Below are 15,836 nucleotides of genomic sequence, written 5' to 3' on the forward strand. Positions count from 1 at the left end.
AAACGGCTTCTCAAGGGTGCCAGACGGAAACGAGACCGTCAAGAAACAAGCGGTCGGCTCCGAGTTCATGGATGACGTCGCTGCTGTAGGCGGGCAGGCCGAGCGCACTGCCGATCGTTTGCGCCATCGCTTTCGAGAACAGGAAGCCGCTGCGCCGTTCGGTATCCTTCCACTCGACGACCTTGAGCTTGGCATCGACGCCCTTGGTCGCCAGCCAGTCGACCGCCACGGTCTCGCCGCCGACGGCGTCGATCAGCCCGTTGGCAACGCCCTGGCGACCGGTGAATATCGAGCCGTCGGCAAGCACCAGCGCTTGTTCGCGGCTCATCTTGCGGCGTTCGGCGACGATGTCGACGAACCAGTTGTAACTGTCGAGGATGAGCTTGCGAACCATGGCGCGCTCGTCGTCATTGGTCGGCTTGAAGGGAGAGGGCGCGGCTTTCAGCGGCGAGGATTTCACCTCCTCCAGCTTGACGCCGAGTTTGTCCATCAGGCCGCTGACGTCGGGATACTGGATCAGCACGCCGATCGAGCCGACGATCGAGGTCTTGCGGGCAACGATGTGATCTGCGGCACTGGCGATCATATAGCCCGCCGATGCGGCGAGCGTGCCGACTTCCGCCACCACCGGCTTGTCGGCGGCCAGCTTGCGCACTTCTTCATAGATCGATTCACCGCCAACGGTGGTGCCGCCAGGCGAATCGATCGACAGGATCACGCCTTTCACCTTCGATGAAAGACGGATGGTTTCCAGCCGCTTGATCAGTTCCTCGTCCTCGGTGATCGTGCCTTCGATCTTGACCTTGGCAATATGGTCGACTGTCGAGCCGCCGAAATCGTCGCCATAAAACCAGGTTGAAAGCGCAATCACCCCAAGGGCTATGATGCCTATGGCGACGACGCGCCAGAATGTCAGCTTGCGCCGCAAACGGCGGCGGTCGATCAGGTCGTCGGCTCTCAGTGCCATGGTCAGCCTTTCAGTCGGCGGGAGGAGACGCTTTTAGACCATGATCCTCCCATCTGGAAGCAGTTCTCTTTTGCGCATGGCGAGACAAGTCGGCGCCTGGACGTGAGGTGCCTATCCGCGTCGACAGTCGACGGGGCCGGATCGGGCCCTCTCCAGGCGTCGGTCTGCTCACATATTCGTGCAATCGCCACCAGGTCGGGCGACGAGACCGATGGCTGATAAATTTTACGCCGCGTGTCTGTTTCTGCTATGGAGAACACGCAGTTGTGCGGACTTCGTTTTCGTCTGTACAAAGGCGGCTGTCACATTTTTGCAGTTTTCGTGGGCTTGTGCTTGCTTGAAAGCGCCGGCGTCCCACCTATAGGCGGTGCCCAAGGGCGGGCAGGGTTAGAAGAAAGCAGTGAATGTTAGCGCGACCGATTGAACCGACCGACGCCGAGGCGGTGTTGGCTCCCCCGGCGGACGGCCGGACGCGCGGCGATGCTTTCGACCGTGCACAGCGTCATTCGCGCCGCGTGCGCGTTCTCAAATTTGCCGTGCCGGTGGCCGCAGCACTGATAGCGGTCGCTTTCCCGGTCTACTCCTATCTCGCCGCACCCGTCTCGGTGAAGATTCAGGCGGAAGGCACTGCCTTTTCCAACGGCAAGCTGGTGATGGCCAATCCCAAGCTCAACGGTTTCACCAAGCAGAAGCAGCCTTATTCGATGACGGCGCTGCGTGCCATTCAGGATGTCAGCACGCAAGGTATCATCGAGCTGGAAGGCATCGACGCCAAGGTGCCGATCGCGTCCGACAATGTGGCGGCGGTCAAGGCCTCGCACGGCACCTACGATCGCGACGGCAATACGATGAACCTGACCAGCGACGTGACGATCACCACGACCGACGGCATGCAGGCCAAGTTCAAATCGGTCTTCCTCGACATGGGCAAAGGCACTATGAAGACAGGAGATCCCGTCGATGTCAGCCGTGGCGGGTCGCGGATCACGGCGGATACGATGTCGGTTCAGGACAATGGCAAGATTCTGGTTTTCGAGAACAAAGTGCGCGTCAACATCGATTCCGCCGCCCTGAAGGCGGCACAGGGAAACAGCGGAGAAACCAATGCGGCTCAGTAGTTCGACGCGGCTCGCGGCTGCAACTTCAGCGTTGCTGCTGCTCGGACTCGTGCCGTCATGGGCGCAGACGACCAGTCAATCAGGCCTCAAACTGTCCGGCGACAAGCCGATCCAGATCGAGAGCGACAAGCTGGAAGTCCGCCAGGCCGACAGTGTCGCCATCTTCACGGGCAATGTCAGCGTCGTCCAGGGGCCGACGTTGATGAAGGCCGGCAAGATGACGGTCTACTACGTCAAGGATCCCAACGCCGCTGCCAAGGGCACGGAGGCCGCGGGTGCGGCGATGACGGGCTCGGCCAACATCGATCACCTGGAGATCTCCGACAAGGTCTATATCAAGTCGGATGCGCAGATCGCGACCGGCGATCAAGGCAGCTTCGATATGAAGAGCCAGGTGCTGGTGCTTTCGGGCAAAAAGGTCGTTCTGTCGCAAAACGACAACGTTCTGGTGGGCTGCAAACTTACCGTGCAGATGAAAAGCGGGCTGGCTCAGGTGGATCCATGCGCTGGGCAACGTGTCCAGATGTCGATCACGCCGCCGCCGAAATCGGGAGCGACGAACCCCTGATGGCCAGCCTGTCGTCGCTGACGGCGCGTCTTCCGGGACGGGCCGCCGGCAAGCTTTCGGCGCCGGCCACGGTGACCGTCGATGCGGGAAAGTTCAAGGGAACCCTGATCGCCAAGGGGCTGACCAAGAGCTACAAGGGCCGCAAGGTCGTCAGCGGCGTCACCATCGGCGTGCGCGCCGGAGAGGCCGTTGGACTGCTCGGCCCCAACGGCGCCGGCAAGACGACCTGTTTCTATATGGTTACCGGCCTGGTGCCGGTGGATGAAGGCACGATCGAGATCGACGGCTTCGATGTCACGTCGATGCCGATGTACCGTCGCGCACGCCTCGGCATCGGCTATCTGCCGCAGGAAGCATCGATCTTCCGCGGCCTCAATGTCGAGCAGAATATCCGCGCCGTGCTGGAAGTGGTCGAAAAGGACCGCAAGGTGCGCGAGCGCAATCTCGACGAACTGCTCGAGGAATTCCACATCAGCCATCTGCGCAAGGCGCCATCCATGTCGCTTTCGGGCGGCGAGCGGCGACGCTTGGAAATCGCGCGAGCGCTGGCGACGCGTCCGGCCTACATGCTCCTCGACGAGCCTTTCGCCGGCATCGATCCGATCGCCGTCGCGGATATCCAGCAACTGGTGCGCCACCTGACGGCGCGCGGCATCGGCGTCCTCATCACCGATCACAATGTGCGCGAAACGCTCGGCCTCATCGACCGCGCCTACATCATCCATGCCGGCCAGGTGCTGACCCATGGAAGGGCAGACGAAGTGGTGGCAAACCCGGATGTGCGGCGACTTTACCTCGGCGAGGGTTTCACCCTCTGAGCGTGAAATTTGTTTCCTGACACGATTTTTGCGGTTCGCGCGGCGCTTTTTCCTCGATTTTGCTCCGAGATAACGCTCCGGTAAGCGAGTTTTGCTACCAATTGCCTTGACAAGCAAAAGCCGGGCCAGTTTCTATGGCCGGCTGCAAAATTCCTTTCCGGAAGTCCGGATACGTAGACGAGGCGTTTGAAACCGAACCATGGCGTTGGCGGCCAAACTACAGCTACGACAATCGCAGTCGCTGGTGATGACGCCGCAACTGATGCAGTCGATTCGGCTGCTGCAGTTCACCCATGTCGAGCTCGAGCATTTCATCGACGAGGAAATCGAGCGCAATCCACTGCTGGAGCGCGCCGAGCCGCAGGACGATGCCGCCAGCGACCAGGCGCAGAAGATCGAGGCGGAGCCGCAAGCCACCACCGAAGGCGACTGGTTCGAAAACGAGACGCAGTGGAGCGCCGAGGCGATCTCGGATAAGCTCGACACGTCGCTGGAAAACCTGTTTCCCGACGACCCGGGCACCAGCGAGCGGCTCGGTCCCGACCTGACGGCGCAATGGAAATCGGCTTCCGGCAATGGTGCGGGTTCCTCATCCGAGTGGTTTGACGCCGGCGATATGGCGACTGCTGCGATCACGCTGCGCGACCATGTCGGTGAACAGGTGGCGCTAGCCTTCGCCGATCCGGCTGCACGTCTGATCGCCGCCGACCTCGCCGACGGCCTTGACGAGACCGGCTATCTGCGTGCCGATCTGGCCGAGATCGCCGCTCGTCTCGGTGCGGATGCCGCCGCCGTGGCGAAGGTGCTGGCGGTGTGTCAGACCTTCGAGCCGGCCGGCCTGTTTGCCCGCGACCTGGCCGAATGCCTGTCGCTGCAGCTTGCCGTGCGGAGCCGGCTCGATCCGGCGATGAAGGCGCTGGTTGCCAATCTCGAACTCCTGGCACGGCGCGATTTTCACGCATTGAAACGGATCTGCGGTGTCGACGAGGAGGATCTGCTCGACATGCTGGCCGAAATCCGGGCGCTCGATCCCCGGCCGGGCATGGCGTTTTCGGGCGGCGCCAGCGACGCGATCGTCGCCGATGTCGAGGTGCGCGCGGCCAATGACGGCAGCTGGACGGTCGAACTCAATGCCGAAACGCTGCCGCGGGTGTTGGTCGACCATATCTATTTCGCCCAGGTCTCTCCGCAGGCCAAGAACCAGGCGGAAAAGGATTTTCTGGCCGAATGCCTGCAGAACGCCAACTGGCTGACGCGCAGCCTCGACCAGCGGGCAAAGACCATCCTCAAGGTCGCCTCGGAAATCGTTCGCCAGCAGGACGCCTTCCTCGTCCATGGCGTGCGGCAGCTGAAGCCGCTCAATCTGCGCACTGTGGCCGACGCCATCGGCATGCACGAATCGACCGTCAGCCGGGTCACAGCCAATAAATACATGCTGACGCCGCGCGGCGTGTTCGAGCTTCGCTACTTCTTCACCGCCTCGATCGCCGCATCGGGCGGCGGCGATGCGCACTCCTCGGAAGCCGTGCGTGACCGCATCAAGCAGTTGATCGACGAGGAGAAGCCCGTCGACGTGCTTTCCGACGATGCAATCGTCGACATGTTGCGCGAAAGTGGCGTCGACATTGCAAGGCGTACGGTCGCCAAGTACCGGGAAGGCATGAATATCCCCTCCTCGGTGCAGCGCCGGCGCGAGAAACGTGCGATGGCCAGCGCCGGGCGCTGAGGCGGGTCGATTTTCCACAAGCCAGCACTTCATTGACAAGCCGCGGTGAACTGGCTAGAAGCCCGCCCGCATGAGACGGGCTAGATGCCCGCATGCGGATGGTCCGTCACGACGTTGGCCTCGGGACGGTCAAAGGGCGGCTTGTGATCAACCGGAAAGTCTGGATTTAAAATCGGCGCAAGTGACGCCGCAAAGCTTGTGCGCACGGATCACGAGTATAAACTCGGGCCAGTTTGAAGCCTGAGCAAGGAAGGTCAGTTTTCAGATGAATCTGCGCATATCGGGAAAACACATGGACATCGGCGATGCGTTTCGGACACGCATCAACGATCGTGTCGGCGAAGCGATCGGCAAATATTTCGATCGCGGCTTTGCCGGACATGTCACGGTCATCAAATCGGGTTCGCGCTATTCGGCGGATTGCATGATCCGACTGGATTCCGGCGCTTCGCTGCAGGCCACCGGCGATGCCCAGGATCCGACGCTTGCCTTCGAGGCGGCGGCGGACCGTCTGGAAACCCGCCTGAGGCGCTACAAGCGCCGGCTGAAATCGCACAATTCGGGCGCCGCCAACGGCCAACCGACCGACATAGCCTACACGGTGATGGCGCCGCTTGCCGATGACGACGAGGACATTCCGGAGAATTTCGCGCCGGCCATCGTCGCCGAATCAACCATGACGCTGAAGACCATGTCGGTGGCGTCGGCGGTCATCGAGCTCGACACCAAGGACAGCCCGGTCTTCGTCTTCCGCAACGCGGGAACCGACCATCTCAACATCGTCTATCGCCGACCCGATGGAAATATCGGTTGGATCGACCCGTCGACGACCAAGGTCGCACAAGCGTGACGACAACGGTCGCACGGTGACGACAAGGGTCGCACGGTGACGACGAGGTCGCACTGGGATAAGAGCCGGCCGCACGAGGGGTGAGGACTGGTGACGGCAGGCGAACAAGGGATTTTCAAGCATGGATCTGAGCGATCTTATCAACGTTCCGGCGATATTGCCGGCGTTGAAGGCGAACTCCAAGAAGCAGCTGCTGCAATTGCTGTCCGAACGGGCGGCGGCGATTTCCGGCATTCCGGAGCGGGAGGTGTTCGACACCATCCTGCAGCGTGAGCGGCTGGGTTCGACCGGCGTCGGCAACGGCATCGCCATCCCGCACGGCAAGCTGGCCGGCGTGAAGCGCATCGCAGGTGTTTTCGCCCGGCTGGAGACGCCTGTCGATTTCGAATCGCTGGACGATCAGCCCGTCGATCTGGTGTTTCTGCTGCTGGCGCCGGAAGGGGCGGGCGCCGATCACCTCAAGGCACTGTCGCGCATCGCGCGAGTGCTGCGTGACGCCGACACGGTGGCCAAGATCAGGGGTACGCGCGACGCCGCGGCTATCCACGCGCTTTTATCGGACACCCAGGCCTCGCACGCGGCCTGATTTTTCTGGTGAGACGACATTCAAGGGCCGCCACGGGCGGCCCTATGCGTTTGAGCCTGCTGGTCGCGCCTAACAGGGCGGCGCGCTGGGCCTTAGTGGATGGCGACCGTGGTCAGGTCGTTTTCCATGGCACCGGCCAGTGCGCGGTCACGCGCGTCGGAAAGCAGGATCGGCTGGCCATTGGCGGCAAACAGCGCCCACAGTTCCATGCCGGGAGCGATTTCGCCGAGATTGGGGAAACGGCCGAGCAATTCGTCGCTCGAGACCTTTCTGAGATAAGCGACCGAGCCCTCGCCGAGATGAGCGAATTCGCCATTGGTCATGGTGATAGTTTCAGTTCTGGTCATTTCAAAGCCTCCTTGGCGCGAGGACGCCGCTCAAGGCCATCCCGCATGAGAGCCATCGGTAAAGATCAGTCTTTCACCGATATGTTTATTTTCCGTACCAGCCGTTCGGACTCCGGCCGATCGAGGTCGATCGCCAAAAGGCCGTTCTTCAACTCCGCTGCGATCACCCGCATGCCGTCGGCCAGCACGAAACAGCGCTGGAACTGGCGCGCGGCGATGCCGCGATGAAGAAATTCGCGCTCGGTGTCGTCGGTCTGACGGCCGCGCACGACCAACTGGTTTTCCTCCGTGGTGACATCGAGATCGCTTTCGGCGAAACCGGCGACCGCCAATGTGATGCGCAACCTTTCGGTTTTGCCGTCGGCGCCGCTGAGGCGTTCGATGTTGTAGGGAGGGTAGCTGTCACCGGACTTCGCCAGGCGTTCCAGGGTCTTTTCCATGGCGTCGAAACCAAGCAGAAGCGGGCTGGAAAAGGGCGTCATTCGGCTCATGTTACACTGTCCTCTCAAGAGCGACATAAAGTGGAAAAACCCAGATGGCATTTTTCCCGATGGCCTTGATATGGTCCGCCCCGCGACCAAGTTCAAGCCGTCAACAGACCCGCCCAAAAAGACCAGGCCGTGGACTCACAGGAATGACAGACATGGCGCTTGAAACGGCGAGCAGATGCAAGGAAAAGCGCGCGGGTCGGGATTGTCTTCCCCGGTCGAGCGGTTCGGCCTGGCAGCTCGCGGCCGCTTCGGCGTCATTTGGATGTTCCGATCGGATCGATGCAAGTCCACGACCTCGCCAAACAAGGAATTGAAATGCCCCAGTCACGCAAGATCATCATCGACACGGATCCCGGCCAGGATGATGCCGTCGCCATATTGCTGGCGCTCGGCAGCTCCGAACTGGAGATCGTCGGCATATCAGCCGTTGCCGGCAACGTGCCGCTGAAGCTTACCGAAAAGAATGCCCGCAAGATCTGCGAGCTGGCCGGCCGCCCGGACATCAAGGTCTATGCCGGTGCCATCCGGCCCCTGACGCGCGAACTGGTCACCGCCGAGGAAGTGCATGGCAAGACCGGCCTCAACGGTCCGCAATTGCCCGAACCGACGATGAAGCTGCAGGACCAGTACGCGGTCGATTTCATCGTCCAGACGCTGATGAGCGAAGAAAGCGGCACGATCACGCTTTGCGCGCTCGGCCCGCTCACCAACATTGCGCTGGCGCTGATCCGCGAGCCGCGCATCGCACCGCGCATCAAGGAAATCGTGCTGATGGGCGGCGGCTTCTTCGAAGGCGGCAATGTCACCCCGACCGCCGAATTCAACATCTATGTCGACCCGCAGGCCGCAGATGTCGTGCTCAAATCCGGCATTCCGATCGTCATGATGCCTCTCGACGTCACCCACAAGGCGCTGACCACCGCCAAGCGCACGCAGGCCTTCCGCGCGCTGGGCACCAGGGTCGGCACCGCCACCGCGGAGATGCTGGAGTTCTTCGAGCGCTTCGATGAAGAGAAATACGGCACCGACGGTGGCCCGCTGCACGATCCTTGCGTCATCGCCTATCTGTTGAAGCCGGACCTGTTCAAGGGCCGCAACTGCAACGTCAGCGTGGAAACCGCCTCGGAACTGACCATGGGCATGACCGTGATCGACTGGTGGGGCGTCACCAAACGGCCGAAGAACGCCATGGTGATGCGCGACATCGACCATGATGCGTTTTTCGCTTTGCTGGTGGAGAGGCTGGGGCGGCTTAACTGACCGCCAGAACAGAACTGAACTTGTGAGCACGCGTCTTCACTCATTGAGAAACCGATAGGTGTCTCCGCCGCGCTTATGATGTTGCCGCTCGATGGGGATGACCGAACCGACAAGGTGCGGCATCCCCACTTCATCATCGATGGATGTCACCGCGTTGTTGCCATCAAGGCGGACATCGTATGTGTAATACAGCCCGCGCCCGGCAGCCATCTTCGGATTGATGGGCATTAACCTCACATACTCGATAGTGCCCATCACACGCTGAGTTGCCACAACCGGATTGTCCTGGTTCATCGCAATCGGGATCAGCGCCGCCAGGGGCAGTGCGCAGAAGAATACGACACCAATGACTGCGTCTCGGTATTCTGCCTGAAACAGAAGCAGGCGGTTTCTGAGAGAAGATACTGTTGCCATGATTCAATTCACGAATCGGTAGAAGACGAAGCCATTGTCGCGCGTGACGCGTTCGATGTTTGTGCGCGAGCCGATCAGATGCGGGTGATCGTCATCGATAAGGACAGACGAACCGTTCTCGATAGAAACCAGATATATGCCGCGGCCATGGTCCAACCGGACACTTTCGACGTTTGCCTCGACTGTGTCGACCGATCGGATCGGGCTGGCGTCGTTGATCCATTTGTTTGCCGCCAACATGATCATAACCGCAAACGCACCAATAAAGAGGATCACGCCAGGCGCGTTCCTCTTCAAACCATCCCAAGTCCAAAAGACAGACATGAATCCCTCAAGTCAGATTCATGTGGTGGTGGGACAGCACACTTTCAATCTGTTGCCATTCCAGGGTGCTGCAACTCCTTGCGGCGCCGGCTCGGCCGCCTTTACTTCGACCGCGAAAACGCCAGCCACAGGCCGCCGCCGACCATGAAGCTGCCGCTGATCCTCGACAAAAGCTTGATGCGGCCGGCCGACAGCAGGCGCCCGGCGCGGCCGGCGGCCAGCGCGTAAGTCGAATCCGAGAAGGCGGCGAAGATCATGGCGGTCAGACCCATGACGGCGATCTGCAGCGAGTAGTTGCCTTGCGGCGAAATGAACTGCGGAAAGAAGGCGCCGAAGAAAATCAGCGTCTTGGGGTTGCTCAGCGCCACCAGCAGGCCCTGCAGGAAGAAGCCGCCGCGCGGCTTTCTCGCTGTTCCATCGGCATTCAACGTGCCCTTGGAACGGAACATCTGCACACCCATCCAGATCAGATAGGCGGCACCGATCAGCCGTACCCATTCGAACCAGTGGCCCATGCCTGCGATCAGCGTGTTGAGGCCGATGCCGACGATGGCGATCATCACGGCAAGCCCGGCCTGCGTGCCGGCGACGTTGGCGAGGCCGGCGCGCGAGCCATGGCGGATGCTGTTGGCAATGATCAGCGTGACCGTCGGACCGGGCACCAGGATAATGACGATGCAAGCGAGGACATAGGCGGCGTAGAGTTCGAGCGACATGCTTTTTCCCCAGGAATACCGCCGAGGCGGCGCGGCTGAGGATAATCAATGCATGGCGGCGATAGCGATGCAAGCCGGTGCGCGAAGCGCCGCGGCACGCCAACGCGTGCGATTCAGGCGCCGACCGGCCAGGGCAGCGTTGCCTCATAGGCGGCCGCCGCCTTGAGCACGGCAAGGTCGCCGCGTGGCCGGCCGATCAGCTGCATGCCCATCGGCCGCCCTCTATCGTCGAAGCCGACCGGCACATTGGCCGCCGGGCAGCCGCCCAAGGTCGCGAAGGCGGAAACCTGCATCCAGCGGTGATAGCTGTCCATTGTGCGTCCGGCGACCTCACGCGGCCAATGCGTATCGATGTCGAAGGGGAAGACCTGTGCTGTCGGCAGCGCAATCAGATCATAGCGGGCGAAGATCGACAGAAGCGTGCGATGCCAGGACGTGCGGATGACCGAAGCGGCGCGGATCTGCGGCGCCGTCAGCCGCGTTGCGTTCTCCACTTCCCAGATGGCTTCCGGCTTGAGCAGGCGGCGCTTTGCGGGATCGTCATAGTGGGTTTTGAGCGCGCAGCCGCTGCTGGCCTGGCGCAGCGTCACGAAGGCCTGCCACAGCGCTTCGAAATCGAAATCCGGCAGCAGGGGCTCGGTCGCGAAGGACGCCTCCGCAAAGCGGCCAAGTGCCGCCTCGCACAGGCCGAGAATGCCTGTTTCAACCGGCAGATGACCGCCGAGGTCACCGAGCCAGGCGATGCGGCCACCAGTTGCGGGTATTCCAAGCCCTTCGAGGAACGAGCCGGGTTTGTCGTAGGACAATGGCGCGTGCGGGTGGTAACCGGCCTGCACATCGAGCAGCAGCGCCATGTCACGGACGTTGCGGCCCATCGGCCCGTCGACGCCCATCTGCGCATGGAAGACTTCGAAATCGGGTCCACCGGGAACAAGTCCTTGCGACGGGCGGAAGCCAAAAACATTGTTCCAGGCGGCCGGGTTGCGCAGCGAGCCGCCAAAGTCGCTGCCATCGGCGACGGGCACCATGTCGAGCGCCAGGGCAACGGCCGCGCCGCCGCTCGAGCCTCCGGCGGTCAGGGCCGGATCGAAGGCGTTCAGCGTCGGCCCGAACACGGCGTTGTAGGTGTTGGAACCAAGCCCGAATTCGGGGACGTTGGTCTTGCCGATGATAATGGCGCCGGCATTGCGGATGCGCTCGACGAAGAAATCGTCCTCCTGCGGCACGAAATCGGCGAAGATCGGCGAGCCGAAAGAGGTCCTGAGGCCCGTGGTCGAGGCGAGGTCCTTGATGGCCATCGGCAGGCCGAAGAGCGGGTTGGTTTTGGCTCGCGTCGGGCTGGCATCGGCCGCATCGGCTTCGCGCAGGATATCGGCGCGATCGCGCAAGGAGACGATGGCGTTCACCAGCGGATTGACCGCCTCGATGCGGTCGAGGAATGCCGCCACCACCTCGTGCACGGAAAGCTCTCTCTCCCGGATCGCGCCGGCGAGTTCGACTGCGGACAGGCGGCAGATGTCGCCTGCCGGCGGCACGGCATGTTTTGTTTGAGGACGCAGCATTTTAACGGGTTTCCTGCAGCGCCTGATCGACGTCTTTGGCGAGCGGGATCGCCGGTTGGGCGCCAGGCTTCAGGCAGGCCAGCGAGCCGGCCGCGCCGGCGCGCGCCAGCGCCTGTTCGAGCGTGAGGCCCGACGACAGGCTGGCGGCGAAATAGCCGCAGAACGTATCGCCGGCGCCGACCGTGTCGACGGGGACGATCTTGCGCGCAGCAACGGCCAGGAACTCGGTCGGTGTCGCCGCCATCACGCCATCGCCGCCGAGCGTGACGACGACGGTGCGGCCGGTCTTTCCGGCAAAGTCCCGCATGCGCGCCGCCCGATCGCGGCCTTGCAGCGACAGCGCTTCGCCATACAGGTCGAACTCGGTTTCGTTGGCGACGACATAGTCGGCCTTGCCGAGAAAGCCGGCTGCTTGCGCTTGGAAAGGTGCTGTGTTGAGCACCGCGATGGCGCCGGCCGCCCTTGCCTGGTCGAGGGCGGCATCGACGGTGGCCAGCGGAATCTCATTTTGCAGCAGCACGACGTCGCCTTTTTTCAGAAAGGCCTTGGAGAGATCGCCGGGCACCACGGAAGCGTTGGCGCCCGGCACCACGGCGATGATGTTCTCGCCGTCGTCGGCGACCATGATCAGTGCCGTGCCGGTCGAGGCGTGAGTCTCGGCAACGCCGGACAGGTCGACCTTGCCGTCGCGCAGCAATGCCAGTGCCTCGGCGGCGAAGCTGTCCCTGCCGACGGCGCCGACCATGCGCACCGAGGCGCCGGCGCGTGCGGCGGCCAGGGCCTGGTTGGCGCCCTTGCCACCAGGCGCGGTGGTGAAGGCCGAGCCGCCCACCGTCTCGCCGGGGCTCGGCAAGCGGTCGACCTTGGCGATAAGGTCGAGGTTGATCGAGCCGATGACGATAATCAAGCAGGGCCTCCTGGCAACGCAAATTCAAAATGCCGGAGCGTCTTCGTGCGTCCGGGCGAACGCAGATCGTTCCGATTGCGTGGAAGCTAACCTGTAAGGCCGCGGCTTGCCAGACCACGCGCATGGTCCAGCCCGATTTGAGTTGTCGCGGCCTTATTCGCAGCGCACGGTGACCGTGCCCTGATAGTTGCCGGCGGGAAAGATACCGCTCGACTTGGTGGCGGTGAGGTCGACCTGCATCGCGTGGGTGCCGTTGGCAACCCTCTGCGGCACACTTCCGTTGACATCGGCCCCCGAGCCATCGAGGCGGAAGACCGAAGCGAACGTCACGTTGGTGCCACCGCCGCTCGGCGCGGACGAGAATGCGGCAGGCGCCGGCGCCGAAACCGAATAGCAGTCAAGCAGGTTGAGTATTGAGCATAACAGGGAGCTTGCCACCACGGTGGCGCTGGCGCTCGATCCGCCTGCCTGTTTGGAGCCCAGTATGCTGATGGCGGGACTGGCCTTCATCGTTCCGGACGCCCCGACCATGATGGTGCAGGTGCCGATGATCGCCGCCTGCATCGGAAGGCAGGAACCGGCAAGTGCCGCCATCGCAAACAGCGCGCGGCTACTGCTTCTTCTTTTTCTTGCCATCGCCATTTCCGGTTCTGATGCTCCAGCCTTCGTTGGCCCACCCCGGTGATGCGGTCGCGGGAGCGGTGGCGGCAATACTCGCCGTCTGGCCGTCGGTGCCGAGGCCCATTTTGAGGAGCTTCAGCTCCAGCTGAAGGCGCTCGACCTCAAGCTCGTAGAGACGGCTGCAATCGACGCGCTTGGGCGTACGCCCGATGGGGATCACCACGCGGCCGTAAGTGGCGACATCATTGTCGGACTGGCTGTTGCCTCTGATGACGCCGAGATCGACATAGGCGCCGGAGCCGGAGACGGCGGAACGGCAAGTGGTGCCATCCGCGGCATGGACCTCGTCCTGGCCCTGGGGCAAGGTGACGCCGGGCAGGTTGAAGCCGCTTTCGTTCTGGTTGAGGTTGTAGACGTCCTCGGCCCCGGCCGGCGAGGCACCCGCCCAAACAGCCGCGAGCGCCAGTGTCAGGACTTGCGGCGCCCAAAAAACTTTCCGCATATCTGTGCCCTTATCTGCGTCTGTTGATTGGGAAAGGGGATGCTTTCGGTACAGATACGCACTTTACGCTCGGCAGCGCCGCCGAAAGGCACAACCACAAGGACAGAACGGGAGGCCTGGGAGGCCAGTTGGAAGACATTTGGAGAGACCCTGGCATCTACCGGCTGGAAATCCTGATCGTAGACGTGAATTTCGACCCGGATGTTGCGGTCGTAGGGATTGGCGGGGAAGACGCGAACCGCAAAGACGTCGGTGAAGCTGTTGATCTCGCCACGCATCGGCGACATCGACTGAGCCTTGGCGGCAACGGGCGCCAATCCGACGGCCAACGCCGTCGCCAGGATTCGAGCATGTTTCACGACCCCTCCTTCGCTCGCGTCATTCGCAGCGCAGCGTTACCGTTGCCTGATAATTGCCGTTGGCGAAGCGATTGCTGCCGCCCTTGGTTCCGGCAAGGTGAACCGAGACGAGATCTGCGCCGGGGGTGGTGATGCTGGTTGTCGAGCCGGTCTCGACGATGGAATGCGCGCCGGCGGCGGAGTAGGTGGGTGTCCAGGTCGTCGACGTGCTGTCGGCGGATGGCACCGTCATGGTGGTGACCGGGTCGACGCTCAGCGACACACCTCCGGTCGTCGTCAGCGTCACGGTTCCAGCCGAGCCGCCGCTGTTGTGGGAGCTCAGGGACTGGAGATCGGGACTGGCCGTCATCGTACCGTTGGTGGCAACGACCAGCGTGCAGGTGGGCGCGATCGTGCCGTTGAAGATGACATTCTGCGTCGTGGCCAACGCGGCCTCGTCGACGCTGGCAACCAGCAGAGCTGCGCCGCAGGCGGCGCGAAACAATGTCATCGAGACCTCCTATCAAGCCGGATCGTCCGGATTAATATGAGAGCATCATCACTTTATCGTGGTTAATTTAGAGTTACCTAAAATAACGCCTCAAAATAACAACTACAGGAACCGGAGGTTGCCCTCGGTTGCAAAAGCGGAACCACAGCGTAAATAGCGCTTATACTTGATAGCGCCGATATAACCATGTTTTTCTTCGCAATATCGAGAAAAATCGATATTACGATACCTGCCCGGCTTCCCAACCCAGAATGGCGCGCTTGCGGGTCAGGCCCCAATGATAACCGGTGAGGTCGCCTGATTTGCCGATGGCGCGGTGACAAGGCACCACGAAAGAGAGCGGATTGGCGCCGTTGGCCGCACCGACCGCACGGCTGGCGGACGGTGCGCCGATGCTGGCCGCAATCGAGGAATAGGTGCGGGCCTTGCCCATCGGGATCTTGAGCAGCGCCTCCCAGACGCGAACCTGGAAGTCGGTGCCGATCATGACGACATGCAGCGGCTGGTCGGGGCGCCACAGCGTCGGGTCGAAGATACGGGCGGCATAGGGGCCGGTGGCAGTCATGTCCTCGACATAGATGGCGTTCGGCCAGCGGCTGGACATGTCGGCGAAGGCGGCGCGTTCCTCGCCGGGGTCGCTGAAGGCGAGGCCGGCGAGCCCGCGCTCGGTGGCCATGATCAGGGCGGTACCGAACGGCGAGGAATGGAAGCCGTAGCGGATGGTGAGCCCGGCGCCGCGTGTCTTGTAGTCGCCCGGCGACATCGCCTCGTGCGTGACGAACAGGTCATGCAGCCGGCCGGGGCCGGACATGCCCAGTTCGAATGAGGTCTCGAGCAGCGGCATGCCGGAATCGAGCAGCCTGCGCGCATGGTCCAGTGTCACCGCCTGCAGGAAGGCCTTGGGCGACAGGCCGGCCCAGCGGGTGAAGAGTTTTTGCAGGCCGGTCGGCGTCTCGCCGACCTCCTCGGCCAGCTCTTCGAGGGAAGGCTGATCACGATAGTCGAGACTGATCTTCTCGATGGCACGGCGCACGATCTCATAATCGCTGCCCTCAGGCGTGATGTCCTTTTTGAGGACTGCGGTGTGTGTGCTCATGGAACTGTCTCCTTGAGCCGGAATATCGCCCCTCGGGGCGTCGATCGCCACCCGAAACTTGCCTTCTTGCGGCGCATACCCAGATAGGCACCGGATTCGAGTCCAGGAATCGCT

20 protein-coding genes are annotated in these 15,836 nt (G+C 62.3%); 7 read left to right on the top strand and 13 right to left on the bottom strand.

Going from position 1 to position 15,836, the window contains the following annotated elements; translation table 11 throughout:
- Nucleotides 1-10: 10 nt before the first annotated feature.
- Nucleotides 11-967: a signal peptide peptidase SppA gene (gene sppA, locus M729_RS0108490; protein WP_027161328.1), complete on the bottom strand. Its 957-nt coding sequence runs from the start codon at nt 965-967 to the stop codon at nt 11-13.
- 404 nt (nt 968-1,371) lie between these two features.
- Between sppA and lptC the strand changes: the two genes are divergently transcribed.
- The 6 genes from lptC (at nt 1,372) to ptsN (ending at nt 6,633) form a co-directional block, all read left to right on the top strand.
- Entirely contained in the window at nt 1,372-2,085 is a 714-nt protein-coding gene (gene lptC, locus M729_RS0108495; RefSeq protein WP_013529584.1) for an LPS export ABC transporter periplasmic protein LptC, read from the top strand.
- A complete protein-coding gene (locus tag M729_RS0108500; protein ID WP_013529585.1) occupies nt 2,072-2,653 on the top strand; it encodes an LptA/OstA family protein in 582 nt (193 codons plus the stop codon). Before lptC ends, M729_RS0108500 begins: the two co-directional genes overlap by 14 nt.
- Complete coding sequence (lptB, locus tag M729_RS0108505; RefSeq protein ID WP_013529586.1) at nt 2,653-3,471, top strand: LPS export ABC transporter ATP-binding protein; 819 nt, start codon at nt 2,653-2,655, stop codon at nt 3,469-3,471. Before M729_RS0108500 ends, lptB begins: the two co-directional genes overlap by 1 nt.
- Before the next feature lie 199 nt (nt 3,472-3,670).
- Nucleotides 3,671-5,197, top strand: a complete 1,527-nt coding sequence (gene rpoN / locus M729_RS0108510) for an RNA polymerase factor sigma-54 (RefSeq protein WP_027161329.1) — start codon at nt 3,671-3,673, stop codon at nt 5,195-5,197.
- Between the two features lie 265 nt (nt 5,198-5,462).
- Nucleotides 5,463-6,047, top strand: coding sequence for a ribosome-associated translation inhibitor RaiA (gene raiA / locus M729_RS0108515; protein WP_013529588.1), 585 nt, complete (start codon nt 5,463-5,465; stop codon nt 6,045-6,047).
- A gap of 121 nt (nt 6,048-6,168) precedes the next feature.
- Nucleotides 6,169-6,633, top strand: coding sequence for a PTS IIA-like nitrogen regulatory protein PtsN (ptsN, locus tag M729_RS0108520; protein ID WP_013529589.1), 465 nt, complete (start codon nt 6,169-6,171; stop codon nt 6,631-6,633).
- Nucleotides 6,634-6,725: 92 nt separating this feature from the next.
- Here the strand turns inward: ptsN and M729_RS0108525 are convergent, their stop codons facing one another.
- Nucleotides 6,726-6,980, bottom strand: coding sequence for a DUF1150 family protein (locus M729_RS0108525; protein WP_013529590.1), 255 nt, complete (start codon nt 6,978-6,980; stop codon nt 6,726-6,728).
- 65 nt (nt 6,981-7,045) lie between these two features.
- Nucleotides 7,046-7,471, bottom strand: a complete 426-nt coding sequence (locus tag M729_RS0108530) for an Hsp20 family protein (RefSeq protein ID WP_013529591.1) — start codon at nt 7,469-7,471, stop codon at nt 7,046-7,048.
- A gap of 315 nt (nt 7,472-7,786) precedes the next feature.
- Here M729_RS0108530 and M729_RS0108535 point away from each other — a divergent pair, with 315 nt between their 5' ends.
- Nucleotides 7,787-8,731, top strand: coding sequence for a nucleoside hydrolase (locus tag M729_RS0108535; RefSeq protein ID WP_024502823.1), 945 nt, complete (start codon nt 7,787-7,789; stop codon nt 8,729-8,731).
- Between the two features lie 36 nt (nt 8,732-8,767).
- On the opposite strand, the gene M729_RS0108540 is transcribed toward M729_RS0108535, so the two are convergent.
- The 10 genes from M729_RS0108540 to M729_RS0108585 all read right to left on the bottom strand — a co-directional run bounded on the left by M729_RS0108540 (nt 8,768) and on the right by M729_RS0108585 (nt 15,722).
- Nucleotides 8,768-9,145 carry a hypothetical protein gene (locus M729_RS0108540; RefSeq protein ID WP_027161330.1) on the bottom strand — a complete coding sequence of 126 codons (378 nt, stop codon included), beginning with the start codon at nt 9,143-9,145 and terminating at the stop codon, nt 8,768-8,770.
- 3 nt (nt 9,146-9,148) lie between these two features.
- On the bottom strand, nt 9,149-9,469 hold the full coding sequence (locus tag M729_RS0108545; protein WP_013529594.1) for a hypothetical protein: 321 nt from the start codon (nt 9,467-9,469) through the stop codon (nt 9,149-9,151).
- A 101-nt stretch (nt 9,470-9,570) separates the two neighbouring features.
- Nucleotides 9,571-10,185 carry a LysE family translocator gene (locus M729_RS0108550; RefSeq protein ID WP_013529595.1) on the bottom strand — a complete coding sequence of 205 codons (615 nt, stop codon included), beginning with the start codon at nt 10,183-10,185 and terminating at the stop codon, nt 9,571-9,573.
- A gap of 113 nt (nt 10,186-10,298) precedes the next feature.
- The gene (locus M729_RS0108555) at nt 10,299-11,747 is read right to left on the bottom strand and encodes an amidase (protein WP_027161331.1); all 1,449 of its coding nucleotides are present in this window, start codon (nt 11,745-11,747) and stop codon (nt 10,299-10,301) included.
- A gap of 1 nt (nt 11,748) precedes the next feature.
- Complete coding sequence (locus M729_RS0108560) at nt 11,749-12,654, bottom strand: ribokinase (RefSeq protein ID WP_027161332.1); 906 nt, start codon at nt 12,652-12,654, stop codon at nt 11,749-11,751.
- 153 nt (nt 12,655-12,807) lie between these two features.
- Nucleotides 12,808-13,290, bottom strand: coding sequence for a hypothetical protein (locus tag M729_RS0108565; RefSeq protein WP_027161333.1), 483 nt, complete (start codon nt 13,288-13,290; stop codon nt 12,808-12,810).
- The gene (locus M729_RS0108570; protein ID WP_027161334.1) at nt 13,265-13,777 is read right to left on the bottom strand and encodes a hypothetical protein; all 513 of its coding nucleotides are present in this window, start codon (nt 13,775-13,777) and stop codon (nt 13,265-13,267) included. Before M729_RS0108570 ends, M729_RS0108565 begins: the two co-directional genes overlap by 26 nt.
- Nucleotides 13,744-14,136, bottom strand: a complete 393-nt coding sequence (locus M729_RS0108575; RefSeq protein WP_027161335.1) for a hypothetical protein — start codon at nt 14,134-14,136, stop codon at nt 13,744-13,746. Before M729_RS0108575 ends, M729_RS0108570 begins: the two co-directional genes overlap by 34 nt.
- Nucleotides 14,137-14,155: 19 nt before the next feature.
- Complete coding sequence (locus M729_RS0108580; RefSeq protein WP_027161336.1) at nt 14,156-14,626, bottom strand: hypothetical protein; 471 nt, start codon at nt 14,624-14,626, stop codon at nt 14,156-14,158.
- A gap of 220 nt (nt 14,627-14,846) precedes the next feature.
- Complete coding sequence (locus M729_RS0108585; RefSeq protein WP_024502817.1) at nt 14,847-15,722, bottom strand: bifunctional helix-turn-helix domain-containing protein/methylated-DNA--[protein]-cysteine S-methyltransferase; 876 nt, start codon at nt 15,720-15,722, stop codon at nt 14,847-14,849.
- Between the last annotated feature and the right edge of the window lie 114 nt (nt 15,723-15,836).

This window comes from Mesorhizobium sp. WSM1293 (assembly GCF_000513875.1).
In the GTDB taxonomy this organism is placed as follows: domain Bacteria; phylum Pseudomonadota; class Alphaproteobacteria; order Rhizobiales; family Rhizobiaceae; genus Mesorhizobium; species Mesorhizobium ciceri.

Excerpts from the sequence above, each read along its gene's own strand:
- M729_RS0108525 (WP_013529590.1), bottom strand. The coding sequence starts at position 6,980 with ATGACCAGAACTGAAACTATCACCATGACCAATGGCGAATTCGCTCAT.
- M729_RS0108550 (WP_013529595.1), bottom strand. The coding sequence starts at position 10,185 with ATGTCGCTCGAACTCTACGCCGCCTATGTCCTCGCTTGCATCGTCATT.
- M729_RS0108565 (WP_027161333.1), bottom strand. The coding sequence starts at position 13,290 with ATGGCAAGAAAAAGAAGAAGCAGTAGCCGCGCGCTGTTTGCGATGGCG.
- M729_RS0108570 (WP_027161334.1), bottom strand. The coding sequence starts at position 13,777 with ATGCGGAAAGTTTTTTGGGCGCCGCAAGTCCTGACACTGGCGCTCGCG.
- M729_RS0108555 (WP_027161331.1), bottom strand. The coding sequence starts at position 11,747 with ATGCTGCGTCCTCAAACAAAACATGCCGTGCCGCCGGCAGGCGACATC.
- M729_RS0108500 (WP_013529585.1), top strand. The coding sequence starts at position 2,072 with ATGCGGCTCAGTAGTTCGACGCGGCTCGCGGCTGCAACTTCAGCGTTG.
- sppA (WP_027161328.1), bottom strand. The coding sequence starts at position 967 with ATGGCACTGAGAGCCGACGACCTGATCGACCGCCGCCGTTTGCGGCGC.
- M729_RS0108580 (WP_027161336.1), bottom strand. The coding sequence starts at position 14,626 with ATGACATTGTTTCGCGCCGCCTGCGGCGCAGCTCTGCTGGTTGCCAGC.
- M729_RS0108545 (WP_013529594.1), bottom strand. The coding sequence starts at position 9,469 with ATGTCTGTCTTTTGGACTTGGGATGGTTTGAAGAGGAACGCGCCTGGC.
- M729_RS0108540 (WP_027161330.1), bottom strand. The coding sequence starts at position 9,145 with ATGGCAACAGTATCTTCTCTCAGAAACCGCCTGCTTCTGTTTCAGGCA.
- rpoN (WP_027161329.1), top strand. The coding sequence starts at position 3,671 with ATGGCGTTGGCGGCCAAACTACAGCTACGACAATCGCAGTCGCTGGTG.
- raiA (WP_013529588.1), top strand. The coding sequence starts at position 5,463 with ATGAATCTGCGCATATCGGGAAAACACATGGACATCGGCGATGCGTTT.
- M729_RS0108530 (WP_013529591.1), bottom strand. The coding sequence starts at position 7,471 with ATGAGCCGAATGACGCCCTTTTCCAGCCCGCTTCTGCTTGGTTTCGAC.
- M729_RS0108535 (WP_024502823.1), top strand. The coding sequence starts at position 7,787 with ATGCCCCAGTCACGCAAGATCATCATCGACACGGATCCCGGCCAGGAT.
- lptB (WP_013529586.1), top strand. The coding sequence starts at position 2,653 with ATGGCCAGCCTGTCGTCGCTGACGGCGCGTCTTCCGGGACGGGCCGCC.
- M729_RS0108585 (WP_024502817.1), bottom strand. The coding sequence starts at position 15,722 with ATGAGCACACACACCGCAGTCCTCAAAAAGGACATCACGCCTGAGGGC.
- lptC (WP_013529584.1), top strand. The coding sequence starts at position 1,372 with ATGTTAGCGCGACCGATTGAACCGACCGACGCCGAGGCGGTGTTGGCT.
- ptsN (WP_013529589.1), top strand. The coding sequence starts at position 6,169 with ATGGATCTGAGCGATCTTATCAACGTTCCGGCGATATTGCCGGCGTTG.